Below are 14,062 nucleotides of genomic sequence, written 5' to 3'. Positions count from 1 at the left end.
ACAAAAAATTGCAGAACGAAACGGCTTTGTCAAATCGTAGTGAAAAAGCTGAATGAAAACAATAAAATGTAGATTAAAGGGTGGTGCGGACGGCGGGACTTGAACCCGCAAGCTCTAAGAGCGGCAGATTTTAAGTCTGCTGAGTTTACCGATTTCTCCACGTCCGCAGTGCAAGATGTTTTATGCACCTGACCTTTATCGCACATCTTGTACGGAAAACCGGTAACCACTTTCCGAGATATGCTGAGCCTTTTGATCATTGATTTGCTTGCGGAAGTCAAGGCTCAGATTGTGTGTTGAGCGAAAAATCTAACGGAATATCACTTGGCATAAATATATTTTGTAAAAATCAATATTGATTGAAATCAGTAATTTAGTCTTGTGTAACTCACGTCACATAAGTGAGGCCGCGACCGGACTATACCGGCCGCGGCAAGATATTCTTAAACTGAACGGGTGATGCCGCCATCTACGCGGATATTCTGACCGGTAATATAGCCTGCGCCATCTGAAGCCAGAAATGCGATAGTTTCAGCAATTTCCTGCTCAGTGCCATAACGCTGCATTGGAATACGGTCTTTGAATTCCTGTTTTTCCGGCAGGCTGTCGATAAAGCCTGGGAGGATATTATTCATGCGGATATTCTCCGCAGCATATTTGTCAGCAAACAGCTTGGTGTAGGAGGCAAGACCTGCGCGGAACACGCTGGAAACCGGAAAAGCTGCATCCGGTTCAAAAGCTGCAAAGGTCGAGATATTGATGATTGAACCGCTTTTCTGCGCCTGCATGATTGGTGTGACGAGGCGTACTGAGCGCACCACATTCATCAAGTAAACATCCATGCCGCGATGCCAGTTCTCATCGGAGAAATCCAGCAAGCTGCCGCGCGGCCCGTGACCCGCACTATTCACCAATACGTCTACGCGACCCCATTTTTGATGCGCACTGTCGATGAGCTTTTGCAGGTCATCATTAGACTGGTTGCTGCCGGTCACGCCAATGCCGTCGTAGGTTTTGGCCAGTGCTTCACCTTTACCGGATGAAGAAAGCACGGCAATCTTGTAGCCATTCTCAGCCAGTTTGCGTGCGGCAGCGGCGCCCATGCCTGATCCGCCAGCTGTAATAATTGCTACTTTATCGCTCATAATGTTCTGCTCCAAATTTGATATGTTATGAAGCTGCCATAAAAAATATGGGGCTGTAAAGACATTATGTAGTCATTATTATGAAATTATTTCGTGCAGCTGCTCTTGTAATTTTATTGTGCAATCCGCAGAGATAATTGCCTAAAACATCAAAACAAACTGGTAATTTACGGTCAAACTTGGCAAAACTGTTTTTTGCCTGCGTCGGATGTACAATGTTTCCGGCCATGTCATGGAGATTGCTATGTCATCATCCGGTCTTAAAAAATCAAAACCTGAAATCAAGTCATGGGCGGCATCTGCGCCAATTCTGGTAGATGTTGCCATGGGGCGCAAGCCAGCCGATATGGTGGTGCGCAACGGCCGTCTGCTCAGTGTTTATTCCGGTGAGATTGTCGCGGGCATTGATATTGCTATTGTCGAAGGGCGTTTTGCCTATGTCGGCCATGATGCCACTCATTGCATTGGCGCAACGACGAAAGTGGTTGATGCGGAAGGGCGCTATCTGGTGCCTGGTCTGTGCGATGCGCATATGCATGTCGAAAGCGGCATGGTGACTGTGACAGAATTTACCCGTGCGGTTGTTCCGCATGGCACGACCTCTATGTTCATTGATCCGCATGAAATTGCCAATGTGTTGGGGCTTGAAGGCGTGCGGCTGATGCATGATGAAGCCATGGCCATGCCGGTCAATGTCTATGTGCAGATGCCGAGCTGCGTGCCTTCTGCGCCGGGGCTTGAAAATGGCGGTGCGGAAATCGGTGCGGCAGAAGTGCTAGAAGCGATGAGCTGGCCAAATATTATCGGTCTTGGCGAAGTGATGAATTTTCCGGGCGTTGCCAATAATGATCCGACGATGCGTGGCGTGATTGATGCCACGATGAATGCCGGTAAAACGGTCGGCGGGCATTATGCATCGCCTGATCTTGGCCGTGCTTTCCACGGTTATGTTGCTGGTGGTCCGGAAGACGACCATGAAGGCACACGCGCTGAGGATGCCATTGCCCGTGTACGTCAAGGCATGCGCGCTATGCTGCGTCTGGGTTCTGCATGGTATGATGTTGCAACTCAGGTTAAGGCCATTACCGAGCAGGGGCTGGATTCCCGCAATTTCATCCTCTGTACTGACGACAGCCATTCCGGCACGCTCGTGCATGACGGCCATATGGATCGCGTTGTGCGCCATGCGATTGCGCAAGGGCTGAAACCTGTCACAGCTATTCAGATGGCGACGATTAATACTGCTCAGCATTTCCGCTTAGAGCGTGAAATCGGCTCTATTACTCCGGGTCGCCGTGCGGATTTCCTGATCGTGTCTGATCTCTCCGGGCTGACAATTGAGCGCGTTTACGGACGCGGTGTGTTGCTGGCTGAGCAGGGTAAACTGGTTGCGGAAATTGCACCTTATAAATATCCGGAAAAAGCGAAGAATACGGTAAAGCTTGGCCGTAAGTTTTCCGCGCAAGACTTTGATATTAAATCACCAAAGCCCACTAAAAATGTAACGGCGCGCGTTATCGGTGTGATTGAAAATCAGGCGCCGACCCGTGCATTGGAAGCCGAACTTTCCGTGAGCGACGGCATTGTACAGATGGATCGCCGCAATGATGTTTGCCAGATTGCTCTGGTAGAGCGCCACCGCGGTACGGGTCAGATCACCAATGCTTTTGTATCCGGTTTCGGCTATACGCTGGATTGCGCGCTGGCATCGACAGTTGCCCATGACAGCCATCACATTATCGCGGTCGGCACCAATAAAGACGATATGGCAAAAGCCGTTAATCGTCTGGGTGAAATCGGCGGCGGCGTGGTGCTGTATTCCAAGGGCAGGGAACTGGCCTGCGTGGAAATGCCGATTGCCGGCCTGATGTCTGACGAGCGTGCCGAAGTCGTTGCCGCCAAAGCCGACAAGCTGGTGAAAGCCATGGCAGCCATGGGCTGTACTCTCAATAACGCCTATATGCAGCACTCACTGCTTGCACTTGTGGTGATACCGGAATTGCGTATTTCCGATATCGGGCTGGTGGATGTACGTAGTTTCGAGAAAGTTGATTTGTTCCTATGAGTGATTTTATAAAATCTGTTGCGCTGGCGACAGAACAGATGCGCGCTCTGTTTGGTGAAACACCTCTGCAGCGCAATGATTATCTGTCGCGTAAATATGGCGCGGATATCTGGCTGAAGCGTGAAGATCTGACGCCGGTACGTTCCTATAAAATCCGTGGTGCATTCAATTTCATTTCCGCTGCGATTAAAAAAGCCGACGCCAATGCGGTGTTTGTCTGCGCCTCTGCGGGCAATCACGCACAGGGTTTTGCCTATGTCTGCCGCCATTTTGGCCGCAAGGGCGTGGTTTTCATGCCAGTGACAACGCCGCAGCAGAAAATTGACAAGACCCGCGCTTTTGGCGGCGAGTTCATCGAAATTCGTCTGGTCGGCGATATTTTCGACCAGTGCTACGCCGCCTCGCAGGACTATGCCAAAAATGAAGGCGGGCTGATGGTGCCGCCATTTGATGCTATGGGCATTATCACCGGACAGGCATCGGTTGCTCAGGAAATTTCCGAACAATTGCCGGAAGGCAAAGTGCCGGATCTGATGATGCTGCCGGTTGGCGGTGGCGGGCTTTCTGCCGGTGTTACGCTTTATGTGAAAGCGCTTGGCTGGCCGACAGAGTTTCGTTTTGTCGAGCCGGAAGGTGCGCCAAGTCTGAAACTCAGCCTTGAGGCAGGCAAGCGCATTAAGCTGCAAACCGTCGATAATTTTGTCGATGGTGCTGCTGTTGGCGAGTTGGGCGCAGAGAATTTCAAAGTGCTGAAAGCCTATCCGGCATCATCCGTGATTAATGTTCCGGAAAACCGCCTTTGCGGCACAATGACCGAAATGCTTAATATTGAAGGTGTGGTGCTGGAGCCTGCCGGTGCCTTGGCAATTGATGCCCTCAAGGACTTCAAGAAAAGCGAGCTTAAAGGTAAAACCATTGTTTTGGTGGTTTCCGGCGGCAACTTCGACTTTGAACGTCTGCCGGACGTGAAAGAACGTGCGTTGCGCTATGAAGGTTTGAAGAAATATTTCATCTTCCGCTTCCCGCAGCGTCCGGGTGCATTGCGTATGTTCCTCGATCTGCTGGGGCCGGATGATGATATTGCGCGTTTTGAATATCTGAAAAAATCGGCGCGAAATTTCGGTTCTGTGCTGATTGGTATCGAAACCAAAGATGCCAAGAATTTCGCTGTCCTTGATAAAAAGTTTAAGGAAGCAGGCTGGGCCTATCAGGATATTACAGATAATCAGGTTCTGGCCGATTTCATTATCTGATAGTATTTAAAATAGTGTCCTATGTTTATTTGCATAGGACACTGTTGTTTATTTCATTTGCTTTTTGCAGAGAAAGCGCCCATATGCAGCTCAGGCGCTTGGGTCTAATGCGAGATATTGCATTAGGGCTTTCCATGCTGGACTTCGTTGCGTCTTGAAACTTTGCCTCATGATGAGGTGAAATAATCCGGTCATTCCGTACCGGATACGGCAGCGCAAGTCGCGTGAGAACATCAATGTTCCGGCGCTTCGTCGTATAAAAATTTGTTTCCGGATTACCAGCTGCGCATGGTGGTCTGATGATGCGTGTGTCCGGCTCTCCCGACCGGCGGCGCATATCGAAAGCTTATATTTTGACAAATCAAAATGAAACTGACCTGACCGCTGTTGCGGAAATTCAGGAAACTTCTGGCTTTGCCGCTTTAGGTGTAACCGGTCTTTTACTGAAAAATCTGGTTGCCGCTGGCATGACCACGCCAAAACCAATTCAGCAGCAGTCTTTGCCTGCACAGCTGAAAGGCAAAGATATTCTGGGTATCGCACAGACCGGTTCCGGCAAAACTGCTGCGTTTTCTCTGCCGATTATTGAACAGATTTTGGCTCTCGGTGATAAGCGTCTGCCAAAGACCTGCCGTGCGCTGATCCTTGCGCCGACCCGTGAATTGGCTGTGCAGATCGAAGAGACCATTCGCGTTCTGACCAAAGGCGCGCATCTCTCAACCGCATTGGTTCTGGGCGGTGTTTCCCGCGCTTCTCAGGTACGTAAAATGGCACCGGGTGTGGACATTCTGGTGGCAACACCGGGTCGTTTGACTGATCTGGTGCGCGATAAATGTGTCGAACTCTCAGCCACAAAATGGCTGGTGCTTGATGAAGCTGACCGTATGCTGGATATGGGCTTCATCAATGATGTGAAGCGCATTGCCAAAGCGACCCGTGCGGATCGCCAGACTGCTTTGTTCTCGGCAACCATGCCAAAGGAAATCGTTGCACTGGCCGAAGGTCTGCTGCGCGATCCGGTACGCGTTGAGGTTTCACCTGCCGGTACAACTGCGGCTGAAATTACGCAGGTTGTTTATACCGTGCAGACCAAGGATAAGAAAAAGGCACTTTCCAGCCTTTTGACCAATCCGAAGCTGGAAACTGTTATTGTCTTTACCCGTACTAAACATGGTGCGGATGCGGTGACACGTACACTGGAAAAAGACGGTTATTCCGTTGCAGCCATCCACGGCAACAAGTCGCAAAATGCCCGTCAGCGTGCGCTGAACGGCTTTAAAGACCGTTCCGTGCGCGTTCTGATCGCAACGGATATTGCTGCACGCGGTATTGATGTTCCGGGTATCAGCCATGTCATCAACTATGACCTGCCGGATGAGCCGGAAAGCTATGTACACCGTATCGGCCGTACCGGTCGTAATGGTGCATCGGGTGCCGCGATTACCCTGTATGACGGCGGTACAGAACATGCAAAGCTCAAGGCAGTTGAGCGAGTTATCCGTAACAAGCTGACGCAGAAAGAACTACCTCCGCAGTTTGGCCCGTTGCCGGAACGCACAGAAAAGCCAACCTTCGAGCATGAATGGCCAAAGCCTGATCCGCGTGCCGTTGGCAAGCGTAAAACCTCGCGTCCTTATAAAAATCTGGATAAAGCACCGCAGCGTTCGGCTGGTTTCTCCGATGTGCGCGAGCTCTATGATGATGCGCCGAAATCGGCTGAAGCCAAGCCTGCACAAGGCGAGCGTGCCCGCTCAAACCGTAATCATTCCGGCCGTGGCGGCAAGAGTTCCGCTCAAGGGGCTGGTCATAAGTCTGGTCAGGCAAATACCGGCAAGCCAGCGAATAAGAAAACCTTCCACCGTAATAAAAAACGGGCCGGACAGGACTGGAATAGCTGATTTATCAGCTTTTCTGATTTCTGTATTGAAATGAAATAAAAACATCGGCGGAGAGCATTCCGGCGGTGTTTTTTATTGGCTTATTGATTTTAGCAGAAAAACTTACCTTGAATAAGCGGGTGGGCAACAATAGGTTCGGAACAGAAATTTGCATGCAAAGCAGCCATAAAGGACAGTCATCATGGTGCAGTCAGGTGTTACAAATTCTGTGATTGAGGCGATCGGCAATACACCGCTTATCCGCCTGAACAAGGCATCTGAACTGACCGGTTGCGAGATTTTCGGCAAGGCGGAATTCGCCAATCCGGGTCAGTCTGTCAAAGACCGTGCAGCGCTTTACATTATTCGTGATGCTGAAAAACGCGGGCTGTTGCGTAAAGGTGGTGTTATTGTTGAAGGCACTGCCGGTAATACCGGTATCGGCCTGACGATGGTTGCCAAGGCGCTGGGTTATCGCACAGTCATTGTGATCCCTGAAACACAAAGTCAGGAAAAGAAAGATGCATTGCGCCTTCTCGGTGCGGAACTGATTGAAATTCCGGCTGTGCCTTATAAGAACCCGAACAATTATGTGCGTTTGTCCGGTCGTCTGGCTGAGCAACTGGCGAAGACCGAACCCAATGGCGCGATCTGGGCAAACCAGTTTGATAATCACGCCAACCGCCAGTCGCATATTGAGACCACTGCACCGGAAATCTGGGAGCAGATGCAGGGCAAAATTGACGGCTTTATCTGTGCTGTTGGTTCCGGCGGTACGCTGGCAGGTGTGGCTGCCGGTCTGCAAGGTTTTAACAAAGATATCAAAATCGGTCTGGCTGATCCGGAAGGTGCGGCGCTCTACTCCTATTACACGACAGGAGAGCTGAAAGCCGAGGGATCATCGATCACAGAAGGGATCGGACAGGGACGCATCACCGGCAATCTGGAAGGTTTCAAACCCGACTTCGCCTATCAAATTCCGGATGCTGAAGCTTTGAAACTGGCTTTTGATCTGGTGATGCAAGAAGGTCTGTGCCTCGGCGGCTCATCGGCTATCAATATTGCCGGTGCGATCCGTCTGGCAAAAGATCTGGGCAAGGGGGCGCGGATTGTTACTATCCTTGCGGATTACGGCAATCGCTATCAGTCGAAAATGTATAATCCGGCTTTTCTGCAAGAGCGTGGATTGCCTGTGCCGCAATGGTTACTTGATCGTTCAGATATTGCCGTGCCTTACGAGGCATAAGCCGAGGTTTATAGCATTTCCAGCAAAAGTGGGAACCGGTTTTGCGTCGGATAATGCGTAAAAACAAATAGTTACAGCGGTTCCAACGATTCAGTCTTAACTGGAGCCGCTGTAATTCCTCTATCTCTTTGTTGTTACCATAGTTTCAGGAAAACCGGTTCCACTTTTCCTGAAACTGCTTTAAACCTCTCGTAAAAGAATTCTTCTTACAGCATGCATGAGGGAACGATGACACAGAGTCCGGCAACCAATCCGCTTTTTCGTGACAACGCCTATCTGAAAGCCACACCGGCCAAGGTGATCGGGCTGACAGAAGAGGGCGGCATCATTCTCGATCAGACTGTGTTCTATGCCACATCCGGTGGCCAGCCCGGTGATAGCGGAGTGTTGCGCCGTGCCGATGGTTCTGAAATTCAGATTGCTGTGGCTGTGAATGGCACGACCAAAAATGACTTCATCCATGTGCCGGCAGAAGGTCAGACGCTGCCGCAGATCGGCGATGAGGTGACGGCAGAGATTGACTGGGAACGCCGCTTTAAACTGATGCAGATGCATACTGCCTGCCATTTGCTCTCTGTTGTTTGTCCATTCCCGATTACCGGTGCTGCCGTTAATGTTGACGACAGCCGCGTGGATTTTGATCTGCCGGATGCTGAATTCTCCAAAGAAACGGTAACCGAAAAGCTGATGGGGCTGGTCAATGCGGCTCTGCCGGTCACTGCGCAGTGGATTAGCGATGAAGAACTGGCAGCCAATCCTGATATTGTGAAATCAAAGAATGTACGCCCGCCGGTTGGGCAGGGACGCATTTGTCTTGTGGTCATCGGTGAGAATGGTTCGGTTGACTCTCAGCCTTGCGGCGGCACGCATGTCGCCAATACATCGGAAATCGGTGAAATTCACATCGGCAAGATTGAGAAAAAAGGCAAAGAAAATCGTCGTTACCGTATCCGTTTTGGTAAAGCTCCGGCATAATATCGCTGTTATTGCCTGATAAAATATCGCGATATCCGTAATTTGAGACAAAGAAGCCTGTAATTCTAGACAAAGAAGATTGTGTGATGACGAATAATGAGACCGGCCACAGCGATACACCGGCTTCGGAAGAAGTGACTGTTCATGTAACGCGTCTGGAAATGGTCTCTCCGTCATCTGTTGCTGTGCCGGTACCTGCAGGTATCCGGTTGGCAATCATGCTGGCTGAAAATATGCCGCTGCATCTCTATCGTTATCTCTATGAAGTGATTGGTAAGCCGCATCATTGGATGCTGCGCCGCACGCAAAGTGATGAGGTCGTCAGCACGATCATCAAGGCGGAAGAAACTCGCATTTTTCTGCTTTATGTCGATGGTTGCCCTGCCGGTTTTGCCGAGATGCATCTCAATCTGCCGGAGAGTGTCGACCTGCATTATTTTGGTCTGGTGCCGGATTATCAAGGACGGGGACTGGCAAAGTTCTTCTTCTCGGAAGTACTTGCAGCTGCATGGTCGCATAATCCGCAAAAATTGTGGCTGGAGACCAATACGCTCGATAGCCCGCGCGCTTTGCAGCTTTATCAACGTATGGGGTTTGCCCCTGTTTCGACGGCAGAGGAAGTGATTACGCTCTGGAAATAGAGCGTAATCTATTTAGAGACCGCGGCCTCCGGCCAGATCTTCAATCGTTGCCGTGCGTGGCAACTGGTTTTGAGCCTGTGGTTCTGTTCCGTCTGTCTTTTCAAAGACCACACAGTTGCGTCCCAGATTTTTTGCCTCATAGAGACAATGATCTGCACGGCTGAAAATCTGCGAATTACTGTCACTTTTATTGGCAAGAGCGCCGCCCGCGCTGATGGTCAGCGGTTCAACATGGTTCTGACTGATATAGAATGGCGTATTTTCGATCTCGACGCGAATACGCTCGCCAACACTGATGGCCGCCGCGCGGCTGGCATTGGGCAGATAAACACAAAATTCTTCACCGCCGACACGGCCAACCAGATCGCCTTTACGGGTTACATTCTGCAGCGCAAAGGCAATCAGTTTCAATGCCCGATCGCCGACTGTGTGGCCGTATTGATCATTGATGTTTTTAAAATGGTCGGCATCAATTAGCAGCAGAGCACCGCTATCCAGACGTGAGCGCACATTGCGCATCATCTCGAAAAAAGCCTCACGGTTATAAAGACCGGTCATGTAATCGATCTTGGAGCGTGCTTGTAATTCCTGATGGGCTTTCTCAAGATCGGTAAAGGCCTTGGCCAGCTGGGAGTTGCGATGGAAGACCACAGTCATAGTCGGAAATGCCGTAATCATTGGCAAAATCAGGCTCAAGGCGATGCCGGTTAGACCAATAGGCTCACTGCGAATAATGCTGATAATCATGCTCAGAGCAACGCAAAGCAGCGCCGCCGCAGCAGATACAACAAAGGCTTTTAAAAGGGCAGATTTCATAGTTCGTATAAATATCCCTGAGCGCAGGCGGAGATCCGAATATTGCGTATTAAAGCATTTCACAGACGGCTTGTTGCAACTTGGCGAATGTGACAATGCGACAGAGTAAACAATCCGGACCGGTCACTGTGATCTATTATGCGCATTACCCGTTCCGGAACGGGAAGTCTGAATATCAAATAAGTGCCATTTCAATACTGCCCATCCCATAAAACAATATTTGTTATAAAACTAATAAAATCCGCATTATCCGCAAAAACTTTGTAGATAAGGTTTGTTTGTTTTAGATTTGATTTAAATACATCTGTTTCACTCATCCAAGCAGAGCCAGAATAATCAAAACCAGACCCGCCAGTGATACGCCCCAGATCAGGCTGCGGATATATGGAATTCCAAAGCCATAGGCGGGAATATAGAGCACGCGGCCGATAACGTAGATCCATGCGCCGGTCAGTGTCAGAGTGCCTTCACGACCCGCGATATGCGCAATAATGATAGCTGCCAGAAACAGGGGCAGGGTTTCGAACAGGTTGCGTTGCGCGCGCTGCAGGCGACCTGTGATAATGCCAACCGGTGGTCCGGCCTCATCGCGCGGGCCTGCATTATAATCAAGACCGGTCTCACGATTGCGAAACATAGCAGGAAGAAAAATCTGAACCAGTGCGATGATCAGCATCCAGACGGCGAGGGTCAGTTCTGTGCTCAAAGTTATCTTCCGTTCATTAGGCGGGTGTGTTGCAGAGGATGGCCACAGCTAAAAAGTGCTGAAATGCAAAAACTGGCTGTTGCTTTCCCCAGTGAAATAGAAACTTGGTTAATATCCGGGCGGTTTGAGGTGAGAGTTAGGGCGGTTCTTATAGTCTAAGCTATAGCCATCTATTGTAACCAACTGATAATACGACATTATTTTATCATGAAAATGTTAATTTGTGCCGCAATGTCTGAAATGTTTTTACATAATAACGCCCCCTACTGCCCGAATATCTAGGCAAAAATTCCGTAAGACAAGGTTTGTGAGCCTGCGCAAATGGTGAATTTTAAGATTTCGTCAATGTTTTCTTGCGAGTTGTTGCCTCGTGTTAGGCATTTTTGGCCTTGAATAAAGGTTTTGAAACTGTTTGGTTATACGAAATTAAGACTGTCATAGTCTGGCTGGTATAAGAAACAGGAAAAATGCCGGTTTGGTTGCAGACTGATTTTTGTTGTTTGTGATGGGTTTGAGTAGCGTTATGAAGTCATTTCAGAAACAGCCGCATGCGCCTGTTACCAAAGACAAGAAAAAGAGCGGGGGCTGGATGCTGCATTCTTCTCAAGTGAAACGTGTTCTCTATCTTGGCATTGTCGGTTTGCTGGCAACGGCCTGCGCAGCACCGCAGCCGGAAGTCAAACAGCAGAAAAAACGTTCCAAAGAATATTTTGCAGAATCCGCCTATGGCGTTAAAGCCAGCCCGCGTGTTGCCAATGGCAAAAAAATTCCGCGCGGCGGCGGCCGCAATCAGGTTGGCAAGCCTTATAAAGTCAAAGACAAATGGTATAAGCCGAAGGAAGACCCGAATTATGTGAAGGTCGGCCGCGCTTCCTGGTATGGTTCGGCCTTTCACGGTCGCCTGACTGCCAATGGCGAAGTCTATGACATGGCGCATCTGACAGCTGCCCATCCGACCATGCCACTGCCAAGCTATGCCCGTGTGACCAATACCGCTAATGGCAGTTCAGTGATCGTGCGTGTCAATGATCGCGGCCCTTACTCCAACGACCGTATTATTGATATGTCGGAAAAAGCGGCTGAGATGCTGGATTATAAGCATCATGGCACTGCAAATGTTAAAGTTGAATATGTCGGTCGTGCGCCGCTTCATGGGCTGGATGATGCCTATCTGATGGCGTCTTATCGTCCTGCGGGCAGCAATGACAATATTGGTCAGCCTGCAACCGGCGTGATGATGGCGATGAATGGCCCGACACCGACATCGGCACCTAATCGTGCAGAGCAGGGTTCAGCCAGCGCCTTTGATCAGATTTCCGGCCAGCCACAGCTGCCATTCGGTTTTGCTGACGGTGCCGCACCGGCGCTGCCGGCAGTCATTCCGGTACCACTCGATAAGCCATACGGTCTCTATGCGGCTGCGCAGAGTGATGTTCTGGTGAGCGCTTATGCTTCAAACCGCATTGCACAGGCTAATGAGGGTATCTATTCTAAAGTGCTGATGCCGGATGCTGCATCTGCAGACTGGCGCAATGCGCAGGCTGCGAAATTCCTGAACTCATCGGCCGAGCAGGGTGAGTTTGTGGATCTCGGCACATTCAGCAGCAAGATTGAAGCTGACCGTATTGCGGCAGCGCTTGGTAAGTTGGGTGCTGTCAGCCGTTCCATGACACCGGAAGGCGATGGTGCTCTTTACAGCCTGACTGCAAAATCCCGCAACGGCAATAATGATGCGTTGTTGCAGGCTGCATGGGCTGCCGGTGCAAATGATGCCTTTGTGGTACGCGCGGAATAAATCAGCTATAAACTGATTGCAGCGGTTCCAGTTAAGACTGAAACGTTGGAACCGCTGTAATTGTTTGTTTTTACGCATTATCCAACGCATTGCAGCAGGAAAAAAATCAGTCCGGTGAACTGATTTCCCTGTGGAGGCGCTTCGCACTTTTGGCTCGCAAATGCTATAAGTCTTGTTGAACGTCCGGTTTTGCCGGACGTTTTTTATTTCAGCTTCATGGATCGTCAATCATCGTGTTTTATTTTTAAATCCGGATGATTGAAAATAATGAGCGGAGAGCAAGGTGGTCTGGTTTCAAAGCGCAAATGTCAAAGCAAAGCCTGTGCGTAAGGTCTGTTTTGCCGCTGTGCTGATGGTGACGCAATTTTTTAGCTCGAATGCCCATAGTGCCGAACCGCCTTTTACCGTAAAATCCGAGCAGATCTTGCTGTTTGATGCCGATACCGGCAGCGTTTTGTTTTCCCGCAAGGCTGATCAGCCTTTCCCGCCTGCATCGCTGGCCAAACTGATGACGGCTGAAATTGCATTTAAGGCATTGGCTGAGGGTAAGTTGCAGCCGGATACTGCCTTTACAGTCAGCGAACATGCATGGCGTACCGGCGGAGCGCCGTCTCGTACAGCAACGATGTTTGCCAGGCTGAATTCACAGCTGACAGTCAATGATCTGATACAGGGAATTACCGTTCAATCGGCCAATGACGGCGCTATCGTGCTTGCAGAAGGCATGAGCGGCAGCGAACAGGCTTTTGCGCAGACAATGAATGAGCGGGCGCATGCACTGGGTTTGAAGCAATCGGTCTTTATCAATCCTACCGGTTTGCCTCAGGATGGCAAGCAGCAGGTGACTTTGACAGATATGGTGAAGCTGGCACGGCATTTACACGACAGCTACGCGCAATATTATCCGCTTTATAGTCAGGAAAGTTTTAGCTGGAATAATATTCTGCAGCGAAACCGCAACCCGCTGCTGCGCCTCAATATGGGGGCTGACGGACTGGCAATGGGCGGTACGAAAGAGACAGGGCTGTCGATTATTGCTTCCGCACAGCAAAACGGACGACGGGTCTATCTGGGGCTGAATGGCGCAAAATCTGTGCTGGAAAGAACTGAAGATGCTGAAAAACTGATCCGCTGGGCAATGAATGATTTTGTCAAAACGCCTGTTTTTAACGCCGATACGGAAGTGGCGCAGGCCGCGCTCTATGGCGGTACACAAGGCTCGGTTGGGTTGGTGGTACAGGAGGCTGTGTCTGTGCTTGTGCCGGTTCAGGATAAAACCAAATTGCGCTCACAGGTGATTTATGAAGGGCCGGTTGCAGCGCCCGTTACAAAAGGGCAGGAGATCGGCCGGATACAAATCCTGCATGATAAGGATGTTCTGCTGGAGCGGCCGGTCTATGCGGCACAGGATGTAGCTGAAGGGACATTGCGTAATAAATCGCTTGATGCCCTATATGAGTTGGCAACGGGCTGGATACGCCGCTTGCTGAAATAAGGTACTTATGCGCCTTGTCGGTTTTATTTGACAAAGCCATGCCCATCC

At 50.1% G+C, this 14,062-nt stretch carries 11 protein-coding genes and 1 tRNA gene; 8 read left to right on the top strand and 4 right to left on the bottom strand.

The annotated features are described in order from the left end of the window. Window positions 1-81: 81 nt before the first annotated feature. Together DFR47_RS04640 and DFR47_RS04635 are read right to left on the bottom strand one after the other, a co-directional pair. Window positions 82-167, bottom strand: a tRNA-Leu gene (locus DFR47_RS04640). A gap of 276 nt (window positions 168-443) precedes the next feature. Beyond that, a complete protein-coding gene (locus DFR47_RS04635) occupies window positions 444-1,148 on the bottom strand; it encodes an SDR family oxidoreductase (RefSeq protein WP_113943262.1) in 705 nt (234 codons plus the stop codon). A gap of 241 nt (window positions 1,149-1,389) precedes the next feature. On the opposite strand from DFR47_RS04635, the gene ade reads away from it, so the two are divergent. The 6 genes from ade to DFR47_RS04605 all read left to right on the top strand — a co-directional run bounded on the left by ade (window position 1,390) and on the right by DFR47_RS04605 (window position 9,202). Then, window positions 1,390-3,210: an adenine deaminase gene (gene ade / locus DFR47_RS04630; RefSeq protein WP_113943261.1), complete on the top strand. Its 1,821-nt coding sequence runs from the start codon at window positions 1,390-1,392 to the stop codon at window positions 3,208-3,210. Continuing rightward, on the top strand, window positions 3,207-4,463 hold the full coding sequence (gene ilvA, locus DFR47_RS04625) for a threonine ammonia-lyase IlvA (RefSeq protein WP_113943133.1): 1,257 nt from the start codon (window positions 3,207-3,209) through the stop codon (window positions 4,461-4,463). The genes ade and ilvA overlap by 4 nt, the downstream gene beginning before the upstream one ends. A gap of 353 nt (window positions 4,464-4,816) precedes the next feature. After that, complete coding sequence (locus tag DFR47_RS04620) at window positions 4,817-6,361, top strand: DEAD/DEAH box helicase (RefSeq protein WP_245416434.1); 1,545 nt, start codon at window positions 4,817-4,819, stop codon at window positions 6,359-6,361. A gap of 181 nt (window positions 6,362-6,542) precedes the next feature. Next, window positions 6,543-7,586, top strand: coding sequence for a cysteine synthase A (locus tag DFR47_RS04615; RefSeq protein ID WP_113943131.1), 1,044 nt, complete (start codon window positions 6,543-6,545; stop codon window positions 7,584-7,586). A 228-nt stretch (window positions 7,587-7,814) separates the two neighbouring features. Further along, window positions 7,815-8,561 carry an alanyl-tRNA editing protein gene (locus DFR47_RS04610; RefSeq protein ID WP_113943130.1) on the top strand — a complete coding sequence of 249 codons (747 nt, stop codon included), beginning with the start codon at window positions 7,815-7,817 and terminating at the stop codon, window positions 8,559-8,561. A gap of 86 nt (window positions 8,562-8,647) precedes the next feature. Next, window positions 8,648-9,202 (top strand): GNAT family N-acetyltransferase, encoded by a 555-nt coding sequence (locus DFR47_RS04605; RefSeq protein ID WP_113943129.1) that lies wholly within the window; start codon window positions 8,648-8,650, stop codon window positions 9,200-9,202. A gap of 12 nt (window positions 9,203-9,214) precedes the next feature. Here DFR47_RS04605 and DFR47_RS04600 read toward each other — a convergent pair whose 3' ends face one another. Together DFR47_RS04600 and DFR47_RS04595 are read right to left on the bottom strand one after the other, a co-directional pair. Continuing rightward, entirely contained in the window at window positions 9,215-10,018 is an 804-nt protein-coding gene (locus DFR47_RS04600; protein ID WP_113943128.1) for a GGDEF domain-containing protein, read from the bottom strand. A gap of 313 nt (window positions 10,019-10,331) precedes the next feature. Then, a complete protein-coding gene (locus DFR47_RS04595; RefSeq protein WP_113943127.1) occupies window positions 10,332-10,724 on the bottom strand; it encodes an MAPEG family protein in 393 nt (130 codons plus the stop codon). Between the two features lie 523 nt (window positions 10,725-11,247). On the opposite strand from DFR47_RS04595, the gene DFR47_RS04590 reads away from it, so the two are divergent. Beyond that, on the top strand, window positions 11,248-12,519 hold the full coding sequence (locus DFR47_RS04590; RefSeq protein ID WP_281011558.1) for a septal ring lytic transglycosylase RlpA family protein: 1,272 nt from the start codon (window positions 11,248-11,250) through the stop codon (window positions 12,517-12,519). Window positions 12,520-12,802: 283 nt separating this feature from the next. Beyond that, window positions 12,803-14,014 carry a D-alanyl-D-alanine carboxypeptidase family protein gene (locus DFR47_RS04585; RefSeq protein WP_113943126.1) on the top strand — a complete coding sequence of 404 codons (1,212 nt, stop codon included), beginning with the start codon at window positions 12,803-12,805 and terminating at the stop codon, window positions 14,012-14,014. Window positions 14,015-14,062 lie beyond the last annotated feature (48 nt).

The sequence above is a fragment of the Pseudochrobactrum asaccharolyticum genome, from assembly GCF_003314995.1.
Lineage (GTDB): Bacteria > Pseudomonadota > Alphaproteobacteria > Rhizobiales > Rhizobiaceae > Pseudochrobactrum > Pseudochrobactrum asaccharolyticum.
Note: the sequence above shows the minus strand (reverse complement) of the source record. Positions and strands in the feature narration are given on the sequence as shown.